The following is a 22,440-nucleotide window of genomic DNA, read 5'->3' on the forward strand; positions in this document are numbered from 1 at the left end:
GTTTGGTGCTCGCGGCGGTCGTGCTGCTGATCGCGGGCTTCGTACTGGCTAAGCCGTTCCTGATCATGTGGTCCATCGTGATCAGCGTGCTGTCCGCGCTGTTCCTGGTGATCGGGGCGCTGCTGCGGCGTCACGAGCTGTTTCCCGGTGGTGGGCGGGCCGCTGCGCCGGCCACCCCTCCGGCCCCGCTCCCGCCGCCTGGCCTGCCGTACAACCAGACCGGTCCTGCCGGGCCCCAGCCGCAACCACAGCCCCACCCGCACCCGCACCCGCAGACGCTTCAGCGGACCGCCGTTCCGGCCTCCGCGCCTCGCCGCCCCGCGGCGAGCGGCATCTCGCCGGACGCGATCGTGCTGGTGATCCCGGGCCGCAGGAGATACCACGTGCCAGGCTGCCGCCAGCTGGCCGGACGGGATCACGAGGAGCTCACCCACGAGGAGGCACGCGAGGAGGGCTTCACGCCCTGCACGACGTGCCTTCCAGAGGCCGCGCTCGGCGGACGGCAGTTGCCGCCTGCCGCCGACCCCGAGCCCGTCGTCGCGCCCGACCCCGCTCCCGCCCCCTCCACCGTGGCGGAGAACCGGGCCGAGACCTCCGCGGAGACCCAGGACCTGCGTCCGCCGGTCGTACCGCCGAAGCCCGGCACGAAGGCTGCCACCCCCACCCCGGAGCCCGCCGCCTCCCGCGAGGAAGGCGCCACCGGGTGGTTCGGCCGTCCGGCCGCCGCCGCGCAGGCGAGCGACCCGGCCAAGCCCTCCTCCTCCGCGCCTGATTCCGGTGACGAGCAGGCGGATATCCGGACTTCCTACTTCCGGCCGTCGTCGGAGCGTGAGCGGCCCGCGCGTCCCTCTTCCGGGGACGACGCCAAGGGCCCGTCGGCCGGCCCGCAGAGCACTTCCGCCTCACCGAAGAGCCCGTCGGCTCCGGCCAAGGGTTCGTCGGGTTCGGCCAAGGGCTCGTCGGGTTCCGTCCCGGCCAAGGGGGCGTCGGGTTCGGCTGCCGCCAAGGGGGCGCCTGCTTCGGCTCCGGCCGAGGGGGCTTCGGGGCCGTCCAAGGGTTCGCCGGGTTCGGCTCCGGTGGATGGTGAAGCCGCGGGTTCGGCACGGAGCGAAGGGCCGGTCTCTGCGTCCAAGGGGGCGGCATCTAAGGGGGCGGCTCCTGCGTCCGCTGAGCGGCCCGCGTCGGCGGACCGGTCGGGTGCCGGTGCGGCTTCTTCGGGCAAGTCGGCCGATGCGGCTACTTCCGGCAAGCCGGTCGAGAGCGCGCCGGGCAAGCCGTCTTCCGCGGCCCGGCCGTCGCCCGCTGACTCGCCCGTGCGGCCCGCTGCTCCTTCCGTGCGGCCCGTTGACGAGGAGGATGACTCCTCCGATCCCGACACGGCTCCGCAGCCTCGTGTGACGTCCTCCGGGCTGCCGGTCCAGCCGGAACCCTCGGGTGGGGCTGCCGGGGCGTCCGAGCGGCCTTCTGGGGCTGCGCCGGCCGGTTCCAAGGGTTCCGCGACCGGGCGGCCCTCGTCGTCCGCCAAGCCGGAGACCGGTCCCAAGCCGCCCACGGCATCGGCGGCGAGCAGCCCAGCCGACGCGGGCAAGAAGGGTGACGCGCCGGAGGGCGGCTCCGGAGACAAGCCCGCGAAGGCCGGTGAGCGCTCCGGGACGGTCAAGGTCATCGTCGGTACGCGCCGCTACCACAGCACCGCCTGCCCGCTGATCAGAGGCGCGGGGGAGACGGGTGTGGAGACCATGACGGTCGCCGAGGCCGAGGCCGCCGGTCTGACCAGCTGCTCGGTGTGCCAGCACGACCGCGAGACGCCGGAGTAGAGACGCCCAGGTAGAGACGCCTGAGTACGCCCGGGTAGAGCTGCGCCGCCATGGCAGGGCCCCTGAATCCGCGCCTTCGTGAAGGTCCGGAAGGTCGGCTCTGTGAGGCGACCTTCCGGTTGGGCGGCAGCGTGGCGGGAGCTTCGCTGAAAGGCTCGTCCGCGAGGCCGAGGCCGGACGGTCCCAGAGGTCAAGGCGTGTGGGGCAGGTGGGCGAGCCAGGGGTGGGTGGTGTGCTCGGTTCGCAGGGACGCCGCCAGCCAGTGGCGTTGGCCGTCGTCCAGCAGGGGCAGGACGGTTTCGAAGTCGATCTCGTCTTTCGGACGGCGAATCTTGGATTTGTAGAGGAGCTGAACTTCCGGAACGACGTGCCGGAAACCGTTCCGCTTGATTGTCAGGTCTGTCAGGGGACGGCGGACGCGCGGGTCGCGGCGGTAGATCCACTCCTCTTCCGCGGACTCGTCGAGCATGAGCTGGAAGCGCCAGGGGCCGTCGGGGTGTTCGCGTACCCAGATGTCGTGGGCGGAGCCGGGGAGCACTTCGTCCACGGGCCAGGGGCGGAGGGTGCCGGGGACGATCGCGGCGTGGACGTCCCAGCCGGTCAGGAGGCGTCGGGCGGCCAGGTGGTCGCGGCGCAGGAGCGCGATGTCGACGTCGGCGTGCTCGCGGTACGCGCGTCCGGCGGTCAGCTCCAGCGCGTGGCCGCCCGCCACCCACCAGGGCGCGGCCAGTCCGCGCATCAGCGCGACGACCTCCTCCAGGGGCGCGGCCTCCCAGGGGCCCCACGGCGTGTCGATCCTCGTCATGCGGCCATTGTCCGCCGTTCCGGGGAAGCCCGAAGGGCCCCCGCGTCGGTGCGGGGGCCCCGGAGAGCGCGGTGTCAGGCGCGGCGGAGGTGGAAGGTCAGGCCCAGGTCCTCGTCCTGATGGGCCGGGAGGTCCTCCCGGGGGCCCTCGGTGAGGGACGTGGCCAGCACCTCGTCGGCGACCGTCCCGCCGTCGGAGCGCAGGGCGGCGGCCAGGTCGGGGGAGGAGGCCGTCCACCACAGGTCGATGCGGTCGGTGATCGACAGGCCGGAGGACTTGCGGGCCTCCTGGACCAGGCGGATCACCTCGCGCAGCAGGCCCGCGCGGCGCAGCTCGTCGGACAGCTCCAGGTCGAGCGCGACGGTCTCGCCGGTGCCGGTGCCGATGGCGCCGGTCTCCACGGCCCAGCCCGCGCGCGGCTGCTCGGTGACGATCACCTCGTCGGGGCCGAGCATGATCTCGCCGAGCTCGTCCGCCTCGATCATGACGGGGGTGCCGCCACGCAGCGTACGGGCCACGCGGGTGGCGTCGGCGGCGGTCACCGCGGCGGCCACCAGCTTGGTACGCGCCCCGAACCGCTTCCCGAGCGCCCGGAAGTTCGGCTTCACCGTGTACGACACGAGATCAGCGTCGAATCCGGACATGTCCTCAAGAGCCTGGACGTTGAGCTCGTCCGCCACCAGCCCCCGCAGCTCGGCGGGCAGCGACGGCCACCCGTGCGCGCCCACCAGCGCCCGGCGCAGCGGCTGCCGCGTCTTCACGCCGGAGGAGGCACGGGCCGAGCGGCCCAGCTCGACCAGGCGGCGGACCAGGGCCATCTGGTCCGACAGCGCCGGGTTGAGCAGGTCCTCGCGCACCTGCGGCCAGGAGGTCAGGTGGACGGAGGAGGGCGCGCCGGGCGCGCGCAGCACGTCCCAGAGGTAGTCGGTGACGAACGGCGTGATCGGCGCCATCAGCCGGGTGACCGTCTCCAGGCACTCGTACAGGGTGGCGAACGCGTCGCGCGAGCCCTGCCAGAAGCGGCGGCGGGAGCGGCGGACGTACCAGTTGGACAGGTCGTCGAGGAAGTCGGCCAGGCGGCGGCCGGCGCGCTGGGTGTCGTACTCGTCCAGGGACGCGGTGACCTCGGCGACCGTCCGGTGCAGCTCGGCCAGCACCCAGCGGTCCAGCAGCGGGCGCTCGGCGGCCGGCGGAGCCGGCTCGGACGGGGTCCAGGACTCGGCGTTGGCGTACAGGGTGAAGAAGGAGGAGGTGTTCCACAGGGTCAGCAGGACCTTGCGGACGATCTCCTCCAGGCCGTTGTGCCCCACCCGGCGGGCCGACCAGGGCGATCCGGAGCAGGCCATGAACCAGCGCAGCGCGTCGGCGCCGTGCTGGTCCATCAGCGGGATCGGCTCCAGGATGTTGCCCAGGTGCTTGCTCATCTTGCGGCCGTCCTCGGCCAGGATGAGGCCGAGGCAGAGCACGTTCTCGTAGGAGGACTGGCCGAAGACCAGCGTGCCGACCGCCATCAGCGAGTAGAACCAGCCGCGGGTCTGGTCGGTGGCCTCGCAGATGAACTGCGCGGGGTAGACGCCCTCGGGCTTGCCGTGCTCGCCCCACTGCGCGAACGGCATCGAGCCCGAGTCGTACCAGGCGTCGATGACGTCGGGCACGCGGGTGGCGAGCGCGCCGCAGGAGAGGCAGTCGAAGGTCACGTCGTCGACGTACGGACGGTGGGGGTCGAGCGCGGAGACGTCCTGGCCGGCCAGCGTGCCCAGTTCCTCCAGCGAGCCGACGCAGGTGACGTGGCTCTCGTCCGCCGAGCACACCCACAGCGGCAGCGGCGTGCCCCAGTAGCGCGAGCGCGACAGCGACCAGTCGACGTTGTTGCGCAGCCACTCGCCGAACCGGCCCCACTTGATGGTCTCGGGGTACCAGTTGGTGTTGGCGTTCTCCGACAACATCTGGTCCTTGACCGCGGTGGTGCGGATGTACCAGGACGGGAGCGCGTAGTACAGCAGCGCGGTGTGGCAGCGCCAGCAGTGGGGGTAGGCGTGCTCGAAGTGGGTGCCCCGGTACAGCAGGCCGCGCCGGCGCAGGTCCTCGGTGAGCTCCTCGTCGGCGTCCTTGAAGAAGCGGCCGCCGACCATGGCCACGTCGTCGAGGAAGCGGCCGTCGGGGCCGATCGGGTTGACGATCGGCATGTCGTACCGCTTGATGACGGCCATGTCGTCGGCGCCGAAGGCGGGGGCCTGGTGGACCAGGCCGGTGCCGTCCTCGACGGTGACGTAGTCGCCGAGCACGACGTAGTGGGCGCCGGGGATGTCGACCAGGTCGAAGGGGCGGCTGTAGCGGGTGCGCTCCAGCTCGCGGCCGGTGTAGCGGGCCACCTCGGTCACGTCCTCGCCGAGGACGGACAGCAGCGGCTCGGCCACCACCAGCACCTCGCCGTCGGCGGTTCTGGCGGCGACGTAGGTGACGTCGGGGTGGACGGCGACGGCCGTGTTGGACACCAGCGTCCAGGGCGTGGTCGTCCAGATGAGCAGCGCGGCGCCCAGCTCGGCCAGCGGCCCGGACGTCACGGGCATGCGCACGTAGACCGACGGGCTGGAGACGTTCTCGTAGCCGCCGGGCTGGCCCAGCTCGTGGTCGGACAGGCCGGTGCCGCAGCGCGGGCAGTACGGCGTGATGCGGAAGTCGCGGAACAGCAGCCCCTTGTCGAAGACGACCTTCAGCGACCACCAGACCGACTCGATGTAGGACGGGTCCATCGTCCGGTACGCCTGGGACAGGTCGATCCAGTAGCCCATGCGCTCGGTCATCTGCTCGAACGCGTCCACGTGCCGCAGCACCGACTCGCGGCACTTGGCGTTGAACTCGGCGATGCCGTATTCCTCGATGTCCTTCTTGCCGGTCAGGCCCAGCTCACGCTCGATGCCGACCTCGACGGGCAGGCCGTGGCAGTCCCAGCCGGCCTTGCGCGGGACGCTGAAGCCGCGCATCGACTTGTAGCGCGGGAACAGGTCCTTGAACACCCTGGCCTCGACGTGGTGCACGCCGGGCAGGCCGTTGGCGGTGGGCGGGCCCTCGTAGAAGACCCAGGCGGGGTTGCCGGCGTTCTGCTCGACGGACCGCTCGAAGATCTTCCCGTCCCGCCAGCGGTCGAGGACCTCGCGCTCGAGCGCGGGCAGGTCGACCTGCGCGGGAAGAGAGCGGAAAGATGGGGAAGACATGTCGGGCGGGACCTCCACGCGTCAGCGGCCGGTTGTGGCTTGCGCGAAGGGACGAAGCCTCGCGGCTCCGCGGTACCACCCTTCTTGGCCTCCGGGGAGGCCCTCTTCATTCGCTTGCTGCCGGGTCTAGTGAGCTCAGCCGAGCCGTTCTTCCGGCGGCTCCGGGGTGATATCCCTCACAGTGGGGCCCCATCAACGCCTTGCAGTCTCAAACCATAACGCAGAGTGGAGCCGAAGGCTTCCAGGTTTCCGATGGGCGCCCGCCGCGTTGGTACGCGGGGAGGAAATTTGTGGGAATGGACCTCCCTGCGGAGGAGTTGAACGGGCGAGGCGGGATAGTACGGGTGAGGTAAACCAACCGGCGGGTCGTTTGCCGTTCCGTTATGAGGATCCTAAGCTGCCCGCACCATTCACGGCCTTGATCAGCATGGAGGCAGCCATGGCGGCAGTCACGCAGACCGCTACACCGTCGATGTGGTCGGAAGAGGAGCTGGCCGAGGTACGCGGCAGGCTGCGGACCGAGATCGACGAGCTGGAGGCCGACATCCTCCGCCACGAGACGGAGATAGCCTCGGGTGACGTCACCCAGGGCGCGGGCGACGACCAGGCGGACGCCGGCGCCAAGACGTACGAGCGCGAACGCGAGATCGCCCTTACCCTGAATGCGCGCGACCTGGTCGCGCAGAACGAACGTGCGATCGCCAGGATCGACGCAGGGACCTATGGAGTGTGCGAATCGTGCCACAAGCCGATCGGCAAGGAACGTCTTCAGGCGTTCCCGAGGGCGACGCTGTGCGTGGCCTGCAAGCAGAAGGAGGAACGCCGGTAGGCAGAGCACGCGGACATCTCCTCGCGATCCTCACCGCGCTGGCGGTCGTCGTCTATGCGGCTGACCTGATCAGCAAGACGATCGTGCTGCGCACGCTCGAAGGCAAGGCACCGCTCGTCGTCCTCCAGGACGTCCTGCAGTTCCGGGTGATCTTCAACTCGGGGGCCGCGTTCAGCATCGGCACGGGGATGACGTTCGTGTTCACGTTCATCGCGGCGGGCGTGGTGGTGGCGATCGTGCGCACCGCGCGCAAGCTCCGCAGCCTGCCGTGGGCGATCACCCTCGGGCTGCTCCTCGGCGGGGCGCTCGGCAACCTGACCGACAGGCTGCTGCGCTACCCGTCGGGGTTCGGCCGCTCCACGCAGTTCCAGGGGCACGTCGTCGACTTCATCGAGGTGCTGCCCGGTCATTTCCCGGTGATCGACTACTTCCCGGTGTTCAACGTCGCCGACTCGGCGATCGTCTGCGGCGGCATCCTGGCGGTGCTGCTGGCCTGGCGCAACGTGCAGATCGACGGCACCAGGGAGATCACGGCGGACACCGGGAAGGAGCCCCAGGATGGCTGAGCGGCGAAGCCTCCCCGTACCCGACGGGCTGGAGGGCGAGCGGGTCGACGCGGCGATCTCGCGGTTGTTCGGCTTCTCCCGCACCCGCGCGGCCGAGCTGATCGCCGCCGGCGAGGTGCAGCTCGACGGCGGGCAGCCGGCCAAGTCCGACCGCGTGCACGCCGGCGCCTGGCTGGAGGTGACGCTGCCGCCGCCGGTCACCACGCCGATGCCGGTGGCCGAGCCGGTGCCGGGCATGACGATCGTCTACGAGGACGACGACATCATCGTGGTCAACAAGCCGATCGGGGTGGCCGCCCACCCGACCGTCGGCTGGACCGGCCCGACCGTGATCGGCGGCCTGCTCGGCGCCGGGCACACGATCGCCACCAGCGGCGCGGCCGAGCGGCAGGGCATCGTCCACCGGCTCGACGCCAACACCACGGGCGCGATGGTCGTGGCCAAGAGCGAGCACGCGTACTCGGTGCTCAAGCGCGCCTTCAAGGAGCGTACGGTCGACAAGCGCTACCACGCGCTGGTCCAGGGCCACCCCGACCCGTTCAGGGGCACCGTCGACGCGCCCATCGACCGCCACCCCTCGGGCGAGGGCAAGTTCGCCGTCGTCGCGGGCGGCAAGCCGTCGGTCACCCACTACGACACGATCGAGGCGTTCCGGGCGGCCTCGCTGCTCGACATCAAGCTGGAGACCGGCCGTACGCACCAGATCCGCGTGCACATGTCGGCCCTGCGCCACCCCTGCGTCGGCGACATGCTCTACGGCGCCGACCCCACGCTCGCGGCCCGGCTGGGCGTCACCCGGCAGTGGCTGCACGCGGTCTCGCTCGGCTTCGAGCACCCGGCCACCGGCGAGTGGATGTCCTTCAGCACCGACTACCCCGAGGACCTGCGGAAGGCGCTCGACGCCGTCGCCGCCGACTCCTGAGCGGTCCCGCGCTACTCCTGGCCGTCCTGGGAGGGGTCGATCTGGCCCGGGGTCCTTGAGGGGGCGTCGTCCTTGTTGTTCTGCTGCTCGTCCCTCTGGGGCGCGGACCGGGTGGGCGTCGGCTTCTTCTCGGGGGATCGGGCGGGGGTGCCGGTCCGTTCGCCGCTGGTGGGCGAGGGGGCGCTGGATCGCGGAGGATGCGAGGTGGCGGGGGGTGGCTGGGAGTCGGTGACCCTGGTCTTCGGCCGGTCCTTCGGGGCGTCGCTGCCGGGCGGGGTCACGACCGCCGGGATCGTCGGGGCGCGGCCCTGCACCGGTTGGTCCGACTGCTTGGTCCACCAGGCCGCGCCGCCGGTGACCAGGCCCACGAGCAGCGCGCCCGCCGTGATGGCCAGGATCGGCATCCCGCGGGGGCGGCGCACGGCCATCGGGGGCACCGGGACCGGGCCGGTCTGCTCCATCGGACCGCCGGTCAGGACCAGGCTCAGCCGTTGCTCGGCCTCCTCCAGCGACATGCGTTGCGAGGGGTTCTTGCGCAGCAGCCCGAGCAGCACGGGGGCCAGCACGCCCGCCCTGGCCAGCGGTTCGGGTTCGGAGTGCATGACCGCGCCGAGCGTGGCCAGCGCGTGCTCCCGGTGGAAGGGGGAGTGGCCCTCGACCGCCATGTACAGCGTCACGCCCAGCGACCACAGGTCGGAGGCGGGCCTGGCCTGGCCGCCGGCCGCCCGTTCGGGGGCCATGAAGGCGGGGGTGCCGATGAGGATGCCGGTCCTGGTGACGGGGGCCTCGTCCTCGGTGGTGGCGATGCCGAAGTCGGTGAGCACCGCCCGTCCGTCCTCGGTCAGCAGCACGTTGTCGGGCTTGACGTCACGGTGGAGCACGCCCGCCGCGTGCGCGGCGCGCAGCGCCTCCAGCAGTTGCAGCCCGATGGCGGCGACCTTCGAGGGCGGCAGCGGGCCGTCGGTGCGGACGATCTCGCCCAGGGTACGGGAGTGCACGAGCTGCATGACGATCCACGGATGCCCGCCCTCCTCCAGCACGTCGTAGACGGCCGCCACCCCCGGGTGCGCCACCCGGCCGGCCGCCCGCGCCTCGCGGAAGGTGCGTACGGCGAACACCTCGCGTTCAGGGCCGCTCAGGTCGGGAGGCGGGAGCACCTCCTTGACGGCCACGTCACGGCCGAGCACCTCGTCGTGCGCCTGCCACACGGTTCCCATACCGCCCTGGCCGATCGTCCTGAGCAGCCGGTAGCGGCCACCGACCATCCCCGCAGAATCGGACATGCACGGCGACTACCCAAGAAACATCCGGGCAAGCGCGGTGACGACGGCCGCCGCCGCCAGGATGACGAGGAACGGCGCCCGCAACACCAGGGCGACCACCGCCGCGGCCAGGCCGGCCGTCCGCGCCGGGTCGAAGGCGGGCCTGCCGTCCTCGGTGAACATCTGCACCGCGATCAGGGCCGCGAGCAGCGCCACCGGCACCAGTTCGGCGAACCTGCGCACCGCCGGATGGTCCAGCACCCGGCGCGGCGCGGCCAGCCCGGCCAGCTTGAGGGCGTAGCAGCCGAGGCAGACCGCGACGATCGCCCACCACACCGTCATCGCACCATCACCACCAGCACCGCCACCGCCGACAGCAGCACCGGCACGCCCGGCGGGAAGAACGGCGTGGCCGCCAGCGCGACCGCCGCCCCGGCCAGGGCCAGCACCCGCAGCCGCCCGCTCGCGGCCAGCCGCGGCCACAGGATGGCCAGGAACGTGGCCGGGCCCACGGCGTCGAGCCCGAGCACGCGCGGGTCGCCCAGGAAGGACGTGCCGACCGCGCCGGCGAGGGTGGTGAGGTTCCAGGCGACGTACAGGCTGGCGAAGGTGGTGAGGAAGCCGGTGCGTGCCGACGGCTCGTCCGGCTGGGCCAGCGTGACGGCGGTGGTCTCGTCGATCACGCCGTGGGCGGCCAGCAGCCGGCGCGGGCCGCGGACGTTCAGCAGGTCGGCCAGGCGCAGGCCGTAAAGGGTGTTGCGGCCGCCGAGCAGCAGCGCGCCCGCGGCCGCGGCCGTCAGGTCGCCGCCCGCGCCGATCGCCCCGGCCAGCGCGAACTGCGAGGCGCCGGTGAAGGCCAGCAGGCTCAGCACGCACGCCTGGGCCACGCTGAGCCCGGCGGTGACCGCCGCCGCGCCGAACGCGAGGCCGGACAGCCCCACGGCCAGCCCCACACCCAGGCCGTCCCGCACCGCGGTGGACCGGCGAGTTGTCTGTTCCATGGACAGAAGCCTATGAAGTGGGCAAATGTCCGGTCTTGTACGTTCCTGCGGCCCGCTGGTAGGCGGCGGGCGGCACGCCCACGACGCGTTTGAAGTGCCGGTTCAGGTGGGCCTGGTCGGTGAAGCCCACGTCCGCGGCCACCTGTGCCGGGCGTACCCCCGCCAGGAGCAGCCGGCGGGCCTGCCGGACGCGCAGCGAGGTGAGGTAGGCGTGCGGCGGCAGGCCCGTCGCCGCCTTGAACGCGCGCAGCAGCGGGAACGGCCGCACCCCCACCGCCTCGGCCAGCGCCTCCAGCGTCGGCGGGTCGAGCAGGCTCTCGTGCAGCAGCGCCATGGCCTCGCGCACCGCCTGCCGGCCCGCGCCCGGCGGCCCCGCGTCCGGTCTGGGGGCGGCGTGCCTGGTCAGCAGCCGGGCGAACAGCGTGCGCGACAGCGTGGAGGCGGCCAGCGCGTCGCCGCGCTCGGCCGCCTCGTGCGCCCGCCCGAGCAGCACCGCCACCTCCGGGTCGCGCACCACCTGTTCGGGGAAGTACGGGGTGGCCGGCGGCGCGTCGAGCTCAGCCGCGATCCCGGCCAGCGCCTCGACCGACGGATAGAGCATCCGGTACGCCCACCCGCCCGGCGTGCCCGCCTGGCCGGTGTGCACCGAGTCCGGGTTGACCAGCACCAGCTCGCCCGCGCCCGCCCGGTGCAGGGTGCCGCGGTAGTCGAACTCCTCCACGCCCGCCACGATCAGCCCGATGGCGTACCCGTCGTGGACGTGCCGGGAGAAGCGGTGGGTGACGTAGCGGGCCTTGAGCAGATCGGTCCCGGGGACCGCCGGATGCCGCCAGAACCGGGCCCGTTCGCGCGCGCCGTCGTGCTCCGGCGTCATTCCGGGCGGAAGGTCTTGGCGAAGGTGTCGAACCAGCGCCGGTCGGTGTTCCAGCGGGAGTCGAGGGTCTCCCAGTACAGGGCGTACGGGCGGCCGCCCGCGGTGTGGAAGCCGCGGTTGATCACGTGGATGAGCTCGCCCTCGCGCATCCGGGTGAACTCCCAGTCGGCGGCGCGCAGGCCGAGGTAGTCGGTGGGGGTGATGCCGATGCGGGTGTAGCGGTCGAACTCGCCCTTGGCCTCGATCTCCTTCTCCAGGCCGATCCAGTGCTGCTCCGGGTCCTTCCAGGGGATGTCGGGGACGGTCCACTCGACGATCATCACGCCGGGGGTGCCGGGGCCGGAGATGCGGATGCTGTCCCTGGTCAGGTTCTTGGCGGCCTTCCAGGTCTTCGGGATGGCCATGGAGAAGTGGCCGGTGGTGCTGGTGAGGGGGCGCCAGCCGGCGGGCACCGGCGGGGCCGTGGGGGTCGGCTCGTCCGTCGGGTCCCCGGTCGGGTCTCCGGTGGGCTTCGGCGTGGGCTCCCCGGTCGGGTCGCCAGTCGGTTCCTTCGACGGCGGCGTCGAGGGGTCGGGGCCGGTGGCGGGCGGCTGGGCGCCGGTCGTCGGGGTGGGCGTGGCAGGGCCCGACAACTGCTCGTAGAGCAGCGCGCCGCCCCCGCCCAGGAGCGCCAGGACGGCCACCGCGGCGGGCACCGCGACCCACGCCGTCCTGCCGCGCCGCCGCGGGGCGCCGGGGACCGTCCGGTGCGGCGACCGCCCGCCACCGGTGACGGGCGGCGGGTCGGGCGGCGCGGTGTAGGGGCCGCCCTGCATGGGCTGGGGGCCGCTCGGAGTGGCGTGCGGGGTGTTCGGGTTCGGGTACTGGCTGTTCGGGGCGGGGCCTTGGGGGTAGGGGGCGGGCACCGGGGGCGTGAAGTGGGCCGACCACATGGGGGTCTGGTCGGCCACCAGCGGCTGCCCGGTCGCCACCTGGTGGAGCAGGCGCGCGGCCTCTCCGGCCGGCATCCGGGCCGCCGGGTCCCGCCGCAGCAACCCCATGATGACCGGCCGCAACGCCCCCGCCCGCACGGGCGGCTCGGGCTCGTCGCGCAGCACCGCCGCCACGGTGGCCGCCCACGAGTCGCGCTTGAACGGCGGCCGCCCCTCCACCGCCGCGTAGAGGGTGGCGCCCAGCGACCACAGGTCGGACTCCGGACGGGCGGGCTCGCCGTTGAGCCGCTCGGGCGGCATGTACGCCGGGGTGCCCACCAGCCCGCCGGTCGCCGTCAGTCCCGACTCGGCCTCCAGGGCGGCGATGCCGAAGTCGGTCAGCACGACCCTGCCGTCGTCGGCCAGCAGCACGTTCTCGGGCTTCACGTCACGATGGAGCACCCCGGTGGCGTGGGCGGCCCGCAGCGCGTCGAGCACCCGGCCGCCGACCATCGCCACCAGCGCCGCCGGCAGCGGCCCGCGCTCGCCGATCACCTCGGCCAGGGAGCGGGACCGTACGAGCTGCATGACGATCCACGGCCGGCCGTCCTCCTCGACGACGTCGTGGATGACGATCACCGACGGGTGGTCGAGGCGGCCGGCCGCCCTGGCCTCCCTGATGGTCCGGCGGTTGAGGTCGGCCCGCTTGGCGTCGCCCACGCCCGTGTAGCGGACCTCCTTGATCGCCACCGTACGGTCGAGCAGCTCGTCGTAGGCACGCCAGACCACCCCCATGCCGCCCTCCCCGAGGGGCTCGATGAGGCGATACCGGTTGCTGACCTGCCTTTCCACGCAGGGAAGCCTACTTGGCGGGTTTGAAGGTCGCGCTGAAGCCCTCGAAGAAGTGGTAGTCCTTCTTCCAGTGGCTGTTGAGGGTGTGCCAGTAGATGGCGTACGCCCTCCCGTTGTCGGTGATGAAGCCCCGGTCGCGCACCCGCGTCTTGCCCGTGTTGGTGTTCCAGGTGAAGTCCCAGTCGGCGGCGGCCTTCATGTAGTCGACCTTCTTGATGCCGAGCTTCTTGTAGCCGCCGAAGTTGTGCTTGAGCGACGGCTCCTGCTTCTTCCAGTCCTTGTACGGGTCCTTGCCGGGCTTGGCCGCCTCCTCGATCATCAGGTAGGCGTTCGAGGCCGCGCCGGGGCCCTTGAACTTGACCTGCCGGCCGCCGCGGTCCCAGACGTCCCAGCCCTTGGGCAGCCCGATGGAGAAGCCGAGCTCCTTGTCCTTGTACATCTTCCAGCCGCTGGGCAACGGGTCGGACTCCTCGGTCTTGTCCGGAGTGGACGAGGGCGAGGAGGACGGCGCGGCCGTGGGCGTGCCCGTGGCCGGCGGCTTCGACTCGGTGCCCGAGGCGGGCGCGGAGGGTGAGGTGTGGGTCTTGGCGGACTGCCTGGCCTGCGGCGTGGACGCCTGGTCCTCGGGGGCCGAGCTCAGCCCGAGGTAGCCGCCGATCCCGGCGACCAGCACGACGGCCCCGGCCGCCAGCGCGATCGGCCCGTACTTGCGCCCCTGCTGGCGGGCGCCCACCGTGGGCTCGCCCGTGAGCGCGGCGTCCCTGGCCGGGGCCGTGGGCCGCCGGCCGGTCTCGGCGGGCGGCGGCGTGCCGGTGGTCCTGGGCGTGGGTCTGGGCGCCGTCCGGGGGGTGGACCTGGGGTTGGGCCTGGGGGTGGGCAGGTCGGGGTCGGTCGGGGTGTCGTCCTCGTCCTCGACGGGGGCGGGCGGGGGGACGTGCAGCTTGCGGCTGGGGAACCGCCTGGTCTCCGGCGCGCTCGACGCGGTGGCGGCCTCGCGCAGCATCCGCGCGGCCTCCTCGTACGACAGGCGCTGCACCGGCTCCTTGACCAGCAGCCCGCTGATCACCCCGGCCAGCGGCCCCGCGTGCTGCGCGGGGTCGGGCTCGTCGGTCAGAACGGCGTGCATCGTGGCCAGCGCCATGCCGCGCTCGTGCGGCGAGCGGCCCTCCACGGCCGTGTAGAGCGTCGCGCCCAGCGACCACAGGTCGGACTCGCGGCGCGCGGGCAGCCCCTTGAGCCGCTCGGGCGCGATGAACGCGGGCGTGCCCGCCAGGCCCGTCACGGTGAGCTGCGTCTCGGTCTCCAGCGTGGCGATGCCGAAGTCGGTGAGCACGACCCTGCCGTCGTCGGCCAGCAGCACGTTCTCGGGCTTGACGTCGCGGTGGAGCACGCCGGACTCATGAGCCCGGTGCAGCGCGTCGAGCACGGCGATGCCGATCCCGGCCACCCGCTCGGGCGGCAGCGGCCCCTCCTGCTTGATCACCGCCCCCAGGGAGCGCGACTGGACCAGCTGCATGACGATCCAGGGCCGGCCGTCCTCCTCGATCACGTCGTGGACGACGATCACGTTGGGGTGCTCGAACCTGGCCGCGGCCCGCGCCTCGCGCATCGTGCGCCGGTTGAGCAACTGCACCTCGTCGCCCAGGGCGGCGGCGTACCGGACCTCCTTGACCGCGACAGTGCGGTCGAGAAGCTCGTCGTGGGCACGCCAGACGATGCCCATGCCGCCCTTGCCGATGGGCTCCAGCAGCTCGTACCGGCCGGCGATGCGGCGTCCGTCCTGCTTGCGATCCGACATCAACGGCCTCAAACCCTCCCTCTCGGCCAAGAAATACTCCCATAGCGAGGGATCATCGGCGACTCGCCGGAAGGTCAGTCCGGCATATGAGAAGGAACGTCCAGCAGGTGGAGGCGGGTGTAAGGTTTCAGACATGACTTGTCGCTACACCTTTACCGAGCCGGCTCCGGGAGGGCCGGTCGTCAGCTAGCGACCACCTGGAGTCGGCACAAGGCAGAGACGCCCCGTCTCTGCCTTTTTGGTTTTCCTGCCGGCTTCGCTGGGCCGGCCCGAGTGGGGAGTCGAGATGACATCGACCTTGGAGCGGCACATGGTGACGATCGGCGGGCTGCGCGTGGGTGACGGCCCGGCCGTGGTGATCGGCGGGCGGGTGAGCCTGCGCCCGCATCGGGGGCGGCTCGACGCGCGCCAGGCGCTGCGGGAGCGGGCCACGCTGGTGGAGCCGTACTCGGCGGCGGACCTGCCGGCGATCGCGGCGCTGGCCGACGCCGTGGTGGTGGGGGGCACCTGGACGCGGGACATCCCGCTGGTGCGGGCCGCGGCCGGGCTCGGGCTGCCGGTGGTGGTCGAACGCCGGCCTTCGGCGTCGGTGGAGGAGTGGGTGGGGCTGGCCGGCTACTGCGCCGCCGAGGGGAACGACCAGGTGGTCCTGTGCGAGGGTGGCCGGCTGGACCTCGGGGTGCTGCGGGCGGCGCGGGCCGCGTCGGGGCGTCCGGTGCTGGCCGACGTCTCGCGCGACCCGGGGCTGGCGGCGGCGGCCGTGGCGGCGGGCGCCGACGGGCTCGTGGTGGCCGGGCCCGGCCGTTCCGGCGCGTCCGCCCAGGAGGACGGCCCGGGGAACGCGGAGGCGGACGTGAGGGCGGCGGAGGAGGCGGTGACGCTGGTCGGCGCGCTGCTGCGGCCCGAGTCGCCCGCCACGCTGGCCGAGTGCAGGGAGGCGATCGATCGGGTCGACGCGGCGCTGGCCACCCTCCTGGAGCGCCGGGCCGCCTTGGCGGGCGTCGTGCAGCGGCTCAAGCCCGTCGGCGGGTTCGCCGGGCGGGACCTGGCGCGGGAGCGGGCGCTGGTGGCGCGGATGGCCTCGCGGGCGCCCCAGCTGGGTGAGGAGCGGCTGGCGGCCGTCATGAACGCCGTCATCGAGGCCGGTCTCCACCTGGCCGAGGAGCGCGCCCGCCACTGAGCCACCTCCTGAGCCCCGGGCGGCCGGCCCGGGGCTCAGGAGGTGGTGAGCCGGAAGTTGTGCAGCGGGCGGCCGGGGCCGGCGGCGATCTGCCGGTTGATCAGCTCGGCGAAGCGGCGGTAGCCGTCGCCGGTGGGGTGGAAGCTGCGGGCGTTGACGGTCAGCGGGTCGATGTCGACGGCCAGGCTGTTGAGGTACGGCTGCGGCGTGCCGGCCTCGTGGCCCGTGAACGCCTCGTAGGCGTCGACGTACTCGACGCTGCCGGGGGCGCCGAGGCCGGCCAGGCCCCGGTCGTACTCGGCCGTGACGGCGCCCACGGTGTCGTTGAGCTTGCGCGTGACGGTGTTGAGCCACCGCTGGTCGGTCACGCTCAGGTTGTCGACCGTGCGGACCGGCGAGGCGGGGAACGGCCTGGGGTAGCCGAGGACGATCACCCGGGCCCCCGGCGCGCGTGCGCGCAGCTCGCCGAGCACCCTGGACAGGCTGGGCCGCAGCTCGGCGATGCGCCGGGCGACCGCGGCGTCCTGGTCGACGCAGGCCGACGACCAGGGCAGCTTGACGATGCAGTCCGTCAGGACGTCGGTGAACCCGGCGTCGTTGCCGCCGATGCTGAGCGTCACCAGGCTGGCCGACGGGCCGACGCGGGTGATCTGCGGGGCCTGGCCGTACTGGCCGGACAGGAGCTGGCGGGTGGTGGCGCCGCTGCAGGCGTAGAAGGCGCTGCCGCCGGTGAAGGGATGGGTCTCGGCCACCAGCGGGACGTAGGAGCCCCGGGCGCGGTGGCAGCGGTCGGCGCCGTCGTTGACCGGGCTCGCGTCCTGGTCGTAGACGCCCTCGCCGGAGGAGTAGGAGTCGCCGAGCGCGACGTACGTGCCGCTCAGCGCCGCCTGGACGGGCGTCAGCCGGGTCAGCCGTGGCAGGTGGCCGCGCGGCTCCTGGAGCGGGCTCGCCGGGCAACCGGGGGAGAGCACCGCGCAGGCGAGCTTCGGGTAGACGCCCAGCGGCACGCCGGCCAGCGCGAGCGCGGCCCCCACCGCCGCTGCCGCCGCCGCGACCCGCCGGACGTGCCACCGCCGCCGGGCCCGCGCCACGGAAGCCGCGGGCTCGGCCTCGGCGGGCTCCGGCGGCCGGAGAGCGGGGACGGCGGTCGCCGCCCCGTCGAGCGCGGGATCGAGTGTGTCGTCCAGCTTGTCCAGTGTGGCCTCCCCCGAGCGGCGACTCCTGCCCGGACGAGACTAACCCGCCTGCTGCGGGGCCTCCCGCAACCGCCGGCGGCGGCGTACGGCCAGCCAGCCGAGCGCGATGCCCGCGACCAGGGCCGGGATCAGGAAGAAGGCCACCTGCTGATCGCGGTCGGCGAACGGCATCAACAGGATCACCAACGCCAGGAACCCGAGCGTCAGCCAGTTGGTGTAGGGCGAGCCCGGCATCGGGAACGCCGACCGGTGCCCCGTGGCGCGCAGCCGGGTCTGGCAGTAGACCAGCACCCCCCAGGTGCTGATCACGCCCAGGGAGGCGACCGCCGTGGCGATGTTGAAGGCGCGTTCGGGCAGGTAGTAGAAGAGCGCCACGCCGCCGAGGAACATGGCCGCGGTGAACACGATCCCGCCGATCGGCACGTGCCGGGAGCTGAGCTGGGCGGCGAAGGCGGGGGCCTCCCGCCTGGCGGCCATCGAGCGCAGGATGCGGCCGGTGGCGTACAGGCCGGAGTTGCAGGACGAGAGCGCGGCCGTGATCACCACGAGGTTCATCGCGTCGCCCGCCCACGGCACCCCCAGCCCGGCGAAGAACGTGACGAACGGCGAGGTGCTGGCGCGGTAGGCCGTCCAGGGCAGGACCATGGCCAGCAGCAGCACCGAGCCCACGTAGAAGATCGCGATGCGCCAGATCACGCCGTTGATCGCCCGCGGCATGACCTCGTGCGGCCGGGCGGTCTCGCCGGCGGTGATGCCGACCAGCTCGATCGAGGCGTAGGCGAACACCACCGACTGCAGGCTCATCAGGACCAGCGGGAAGCCGGTGGGGAAGAAGCCGCCGTGCGCGACCAGGTTGCGCGGCCCGGCGTCGCCGACGGCGAACACCACCAGCACCAGCGCGACCACCAGGAAGATCACGATGGCCAGCACCTTCAGCATCGCGAACCAGAACTCCAGCTCGCCGAACAGCCGGACCGACAGCAGGTTGACCACCAGCACGAACCCCAGCGCGAGCAGCGCCGTCAGCCACTGGGGGAAGCCGCCGGCCCAGTAATGGACGTACGCGGCGATCGCGGTCAGCTCGGCGATGCCGGTGAAGGCCCAGTTGACCCAGTACATCCAGCCGCTGGCGAAGGCCGCCCACGGGCCGATGAACTCGCCCGCGTACTCGACGAAGGAGCCCGAGGCCGGGCGGTAGAGCACCAGCTCGCCGAGCGCCCGCATGACGAAGAAGGCGGCCAGCCCGGCGGTGGCGTAGGACAGCACGAGCGCGGGCCCGGTGGCGGCCAGGCGGCCGCCCGCGCCGAGGAAGAGGCCGACCCCGATCGCGCCGCCGATCGCGATCATCTGGATCTGGCGGTTGCCCAGCGCGTGGCTGTACCCCTCGTCGGACTGCGTGCGCACCCGGTGTCTCCTTCATTACTTTGCGTGAGGGAGACGATATCGAGGCCGGTGGCCGCGACGCTTCCGGCGCGCCGGTTCCGCGGGGCGCGCGAGGCGGCTCCGGGATGTCGGTCCGGGCCACTAGAGTCGGAGCGCACCATCGCATCCAGACCCGGGGAGGCGCCGCTCCATGTCGTCCAGCGACTCGTTCGTCCATCTGCATGTGCACACCGAATACTCCATGCTCGACGGGGCCGCCCGGCTCAAGCAGATGTTCAAACAGGTCGGCGACCTGGGCATGCCCGCCATCGCGATCACCGACCACGGCAACATGCACGGCGCGTACGACTTCTACCGGCAGGCCACCGCCGCCGGCATCAAGCCGGTCATCGGCATCGAGGCCTACGTCGCGCCGGAGTTGCGGCACAACAAGAAGCCCGTGTTGTGGGGCGAGCCGCACCAGAAGAAGGACGACGTCTCGGCGGGTGGCTACTACACCCACATGACGATCTGGGCGCGCAACAAGACCGGCCTGCACAACCTGATGAAGCTCAGCTCGCGCGCCTACACCGAGGGCTTCGTGCGCAAGTGGGCCCGCATGGACGCCGACATCCTGGCCGAGCACGCCGACGGCCTGATGGCCACCACGGGCTGCCCGTCGGGCGAGGTGCAGACGAGGCTGCGGCTGGGCCAGTACGACGAGGCGCTCAAGGCCGCCGCGAAATATCAGGAAATCTTCGGCAAGGACAATTTCTTCCTGGAGATCATGGACCACGGCCTCGACATCGAGCGCCGGGTCCGCGACGGCCTGACCCGCATCAGCAAAGAGCTCGCCATCCCGCCGCTGGTCACCAACGACTCCCACTACACCTACGAGTCCGACGCCGCCTCCCACGACGCCCTGCTGTGCATCCAGACCGGCAAGCAGCTGTCCGACCCCGACCGCTTCCGCTTCGACGGCTCCGGCTACTACATCAAGACCGCCGACGAGATGCGCGCGGTCGACTCCTCCGACCTGTGGGCCGAGGGCTGCCGCAACACGCTCCTGGTGGCCGAGAAGGTCGACCCGGCCGGGTTCTTCGAGTTCAAGAACCTCATGCCCACCTACCCCATCCCCGACGGCCTGACGGAGAGCGAGTTCTTCCGCCAGACCGTCTGGGAGGGCATGGACCGCCGCTGGCCCGAGGGCTACGACGCCGAGCACAAGCGGCAGGCCGATTACGAGATCGGCATCATCGAGCAGATGGGCTTCCCGAGCTACTTCCTCGTGGTCGCCGACTTCATCATGTGGGCCAAGCAGAACGGCATCCCGGTCGGCCCGGGCCGTGGCTCGGCGGCCGGCTCGCTGGTGGCGTACGCGATGGGCATCACCGACCTCGACCCGCTCCCGCACGGCCTGATCTTCGAGCGCTTCCTCAACCCCGACCGCGTCTCCATGCCCGACGTCGACATCGACTTCGACGAGCGCAGGCGCGGCGACGTGATCCGCTACGTGACCGAGAAGTGGGGCGCCGACAAGGTCGCCATGATCGCCACGTTCGGCACCATCAAGGCGAAGGCCGCCATCAAGGACGCCGGTCGCGTCCTGGGCTACCCCTACGCGCTGGGCGACAAGGTGTCCGAGGCGTTCCCGCCGGCCGTGATGGGCAAGGACATCCCGCTGGCGGGCATCTTCGACAAGGACCACCCGCGCTACAACGAGGCCGGCGAGCTGCGCAGGCTCTACGAGGAAGACGTCGACGTCAAGGCGACGATGGACCTCGGCAAGGGCCTGGAGGGCCTGATCAGGCAGACGGGCGTGCACGCCGCCGGCGTGATCATGTCCCGCGAGGTGATCACCGACCACATCCCGATCATGCGCCGCGACTCCGACGGCGCGATCATCACGCAGTTCGACTACCCGACCTGCGAGACGCTCGGCCTGCTGAAGATGGACTTCCTGGGCCTGCGCAACCTCACGATCATCGACGACTGCCTGAAGATGATCGAGTCCACCACCGGTGAGCAGATCGACCTGCTGAAGCTGCCGCTCGACGACCGCAAGACGTACGAGCTGCTGGGCAGGGGCGACACACTGGGCGTGTTCCAGCTCGACGGCGGCGGCATGCGCTCGCTGCTGCGGCTGATGAAGCCCGACAACTTCGAGGACATCTCGGCCGTCGGCGCCCTCTACCGTCCCGGCCCGATGGGCGCCAACTCCCACACCAACTACGCCCTGCGCAAGAACGGCCAGCAGGAGATCACCCCGATCCATCCCGAGTTCAAGGAGTCGCTGGCCGAGATCCTCGACACGACCTACGGCCTGATCGTCTATCAGGAGCAGGTCATGGCCATCGCGCAGAAGGTCGCCGGGTTCTCGCTCGGCAAAGCCGACCTGCTGCGCCGCGCGATGGGCAAGAAGAAGAAGGCCGAGCTGGACAAACAGTTCGAGTCCTTCGAGAGCGGTATGAAGGACAACGGCTACTCGGCCGCCGCCGTCAAGACGCTCTGGGACATCCTGCTGCCCTTCTCCGACTACGCCTTCAACAAGGCCCACTCGGCGGCCTACGGCCTGGTCTCCTACTGGACGGCCTTCCTCAAGGCCAACCACCCGGCCGCGTACATGGCGGCGCTGCTGTCGAGCGTGAAGGACGACAAGGACAAGTCGGCCCTCTACCTCAACGAGTGCCGCCGCATGGGCATCAAGGTGTTCCCGCCGGACGTCAACGACTCCGACTTCGACTTCACCCCGCGCGGCACCGACATCCGCTTCGGCCTGTCGGCGGTGCGCAACGTCGGCGGCAACGTCGTCGACGGCATCATCTCGGCGCGCAAGTCCAAGGGCCGCTTCGCCGACTTCAAGGAGTTCCTGCGCAAGGTGCCCGCGATCGTGTGCAACAAGCGCGTGATCGAGTCGCTGATCAAGGCCGGGTCCTTCGACTCGCTGGGCCACGTGCGCAAGGGCCTGGTCATGGTGCACGAGCAGGCCGTCGACGCGATCATCGACATCAAGAAGAACGAGGCCATCGGCCAGGACTCCCTGTTCGGCGCGATCGACGGCGGCGAGGACCAGACCTTCGACGTGCAGATCCCGGTGGGGGAGTGGGACAAGAACACGCTGCTGCAGTTCGAGCGGGAGATGCTCGGGCTCTACGTCTCCGACCACCCGCTGTTCGGCGTGGAGCACATCCTGGCCGCGGGGGCCGACTGCTCGATCGCCGCCGTCCAGGACGAGAGCCGGGCCGACGGGCAGGTCGTGACGCTGGGCGGCATCCTGAGCGGGGTGCAGCGCAAGGTCACCAAGAAGGGCGACACGTGGGTGCTCACCCAGCTTGAGGACCTCGAAGGCGCGATCGAAGTGATGATCTTCCCGTCGTCGTACCAGCTGTGCTCGACGATCCTGGCCGAGGACGCGATCGTCTTCGTCAAGGGGCGCATCGACAAGCGCGAGGACGTCGCGAAGATCATCGCCATGGAGGTGACCGCGCCCGACCTGACGCAGGAGGCGGGCGGGCCGCTGCTGGTGAGCCTGCCGCTGACCCGGTGCACGCCACCGGTGGTCGGCCGGCTGAAGGAGATCCTCACCACGCATCCGGGCACGTCGGAGGTGCATCTCCAGGTGCACAACGGGCCGAAGACGACCGTCATGCGGGTCGACGACCGCCTCCGGGTCTCGCCGTCGCCGGCGCTGATGGGCGACCTCAAGCAACTCCTCGGCCCGGCCTGCCTGGGCGCCTGACCCTCCGGAGCGTCAGGCGCCGAGACGGGCCGGCCCGGGGAGCCCGCCTTGTGGGCGGGTGCCAAGGCGGGCGGGGGAGGTGGGCAAAGGTCGCCGTCGTGTCCCGGCCGG

16 protein-coding genes are annotated in these 22,440 nt (G+C 71.9%); 6 read left to right on the plus strand and 10 right to left on the minus strand.

The genetic code is table 11. The annotated features are described in order from the left end of the window. The first annotated feature begins 2 nt into the window (after positions 1–2). Positions 3–1,817 carry a hypothetical protein gene (locus ACIHAD_RS11050; protein WP_397354192.1) on the plus strand — a complete coding sequence of 605 codons (1,815 nt, stop codon included), beginning with the start codon at positions 3–5 and terminating at the stop codon, positions 1,815–1,817. Between the two features lie 190 nt (positions 1,818–2,007). Here the strand turns inward: ACIHAD_RS11050 and ACIHAD_RS11055 are convergent, their stop codons facing one another. Together ACIHAD_RS11055 and ileS are read right to left on the minus strand one after the other, a co-directional pair. Next, positions 2,008–2,622: a nucleotidyltransferase domain-containing protein gene (locus tag ACIHAD_RS11055; protein ID WP_397354193.1), complete on the minus strand. Its 615-nt coding sequence runs from the start codon at positions 2,620–2,622 to the stop codon at positions 2,008–2,010. Between the two features lie 74 nt (positions 2,623–2,696). Further along, positions 2,697–5,837 (minus strand): isoleucine--tRNA ligase, encoded by a 3,141-nt coding sequence (gene ileS, locus ACIHAD_RS11060; RefSeq protein WP_397354194.1) that lies wholly within the window; start codon positions 5,835–5,837, stop codon positions 2,697–2,699. Between the two features lie 439 nt (positions 5,838–6,276). On the opposite strand from ileS, the gene ACIHAD_RS11065 reads away from it, so the two are divergent. From ACIHAD_RS11065 to ACIHAD_RS11075, 3 genes are read left to right on the plus strand one after another with little or no spacing between them, the layout of a single operon-like run. Further along, a complete protein-coding gene (locus tag ACIHAD_RS11065) occupies positions 6,277–6,666 on the plus strand; it encodes a TraR/DksA family transcriptional regulator (protein ID WP_397354650.1) in 390 nt (129 codons plus the stop codon). Continuing rightward, positions 6,630–7,232 (plus strand): signal peptidase II, encoded by a 603-nt coding sequence (gene lspA, locus ACIHAD_RS11070; RefSeq protein ID WP_397354195.1) that lies wholly within the window; start codon positions 6,630–6,632, stop codon positions 7,230–7,232. The genes ACIHAD_RS11065 and lspA overlap by 37 nt, the downstream gene beginning before the upstream one ends. Beyond that, positions 7,225–8,154, plus strand: coding sequence for an RluA family pseudouridine synthase (locus ACIHAD_RS11075; RefSeq protein ID WP_397354196.1), 930 nt, complete (start codon positions 7,225–7,227; stop codon positions 8,152–8,154). Before lspA ends, ACIHAD_RS11075 begins: the two co-directional genes overlap by 8 nt. A gap of 11 nt (positions 8,155–8,165) precedes the next feature. On the opposite strand, the gene ACIHAD_RS11080 is transcribed toward ACIHAD_RS11075, so the two are convergent. The 6 genes from ACIHAD_RS11080 to ACIHAD_RS11105 are packed head-to-tail and all read right to left on the minus strand — an operon-like array spanning position 8,166 to position 14,852. Beyond that, entirely contained in the window at positions 8,166–9,437 is a 1,272-nt protein-coding gene (locus ACIHAD_RS11080) for a protein kinase (protein WP_397354197.1), read from the minus strand. A gap of 9 nt (positions 9,438–9,446) precedes the next feature. Next, positions 9,447–9,758, minus strand: a complete 312-nt coding sequence (locus ACIHAD_RS11085) for an AzlD domain-containing protein (RefSeq protein WP_397354198.1) — start codon at positions 9,756–9,758, stop codon at positions 9,447–9,449. Continuing rightward, positions 9,755–10,417, minus strand: coding sequence for an AzlC family ABC transporter permease (locus ACIHAD_RS11090; protein WP_397354199.1), 663 nt, complete (start codon positions 10,415–10,417; stop codon positions 9,755–9,757). The genes ACIHAD_RS11085 and ACIHAD_RS11090 overlap by 4 nt, the downstream gene beginning before the upstream one ends. A 10-nt stretch (positions 10,418–10,427) precedes the next feature. Continuing rightward, entirely contained in the window at positions 10,428–11,291 is an 864-nt protein-coding gene (locus ACIHAD_RS11095) for an AraC family ligand binding domain-containing protein (protein ID WP_397354200.1), read from the minus strand. Then, positions 11,288–13,054 (minus strand): protein kinase, encoded by a 1,767-nt coding sequence (locus ACIHAD_RS11100; RefSeq protein ID WP_397354201.1) that lies wholly within the window; start codon positions 13,052–13,054, stop codon positions 11,288–11,290. Before ACIHAD_RS11100 ends, ACIHAD_RS11095 begins: the two co-directional genes overlap by 4 nt. A 10-nt stretch (positions 13,055–13,064) precedes the next feature. Beyond that, positions 13,065–14,852 carry a protein kinase gene (locus ACIHAD_RS11105; RefSeq protein ID WP_397354202.1) on the minus strand — a complete coding sequence of 596 codons (1,788 nt, stop codon included), beginning with the start codon at positions 14,850–14,852 and terminating at the stop codon, positions 13,065–13,067. Between the two features lie 286 nt (positions 14,853–15,138). On the opposite strand from ACIHAD_RS11105, the gene ACIHAD_RS11110 reads away from it, so the two are divergent. Continuing rightward, complete coding sequence (locus ACIHAD_RS11110; RefSeq protein ID WP_397354203.1) at positions 15,139–16,032, plus strand: chorismate mutase; 894 nt, start codon at positions 15,139–15,141, stop codon at positions 16,030–16,032. A 35-nt stretch (positions 16,033–16,067) separates the two neighbouring features. On the opposite strand, the gene ACIHAD_RS11115 is transcribed toward ACIHAD_RS11110, so the two are convergent. Both ACIHAD_RS11115 and ACIHAD_RS11120 read right to left on the minus strand, forming a co-directional pair. Beyond that, positions 16,068–17,123 (minus strand): SGNH/GDSL hydrolase family protein, encoded by a 1,056-nt coding sequence (locus tag ACIHAD_RS11115; RefSeq protein WP_397354204.1) that lies wholly within the window; start codon positions 17,121–17,123, stop codon positions 16,068–16,070. A gap of 144 nt (positions 17,124–17,267) precedes the next feature. Further along, entirely contained in the window at positions 17,268–18,632 is a 1,365-nt protein-coding gene (locus ACIHAD_RS11120; RefSeq protein WP_397354205.1) for an amino acid permease, read from the minus strand. Positions 18,633–18,801: 169 nt separating this feature from the next. On the opposite strand from ACIHAD_RS11120, the gene dnaE reads away from it, so the two are divergent. Then, positions 18,802–22,329 (plus strand): DNA polymerase III subunit alpha, encoded by a 3,528-nt coding sequence (dnaE, locus tag ACIHAD_RS11125; RefSeq protein WP_397354206.1) that lies wholly within the window; start codon positions 18,802–18,804, stop codon positions 22,327–22,329. Positions 22,330–22,440 lie beyond the last annotated feature (111 nt).

Source organism: Nonomuraea sp. NPDC052265, from assembly GCF_044547985.1.
In the GTDB taxonomy this organism is placed as follows: Bacteria; Actinomycetota; Actinomycetes; order Streptosporangiales; family Streptosporangiaceae; genus Nonomuraea.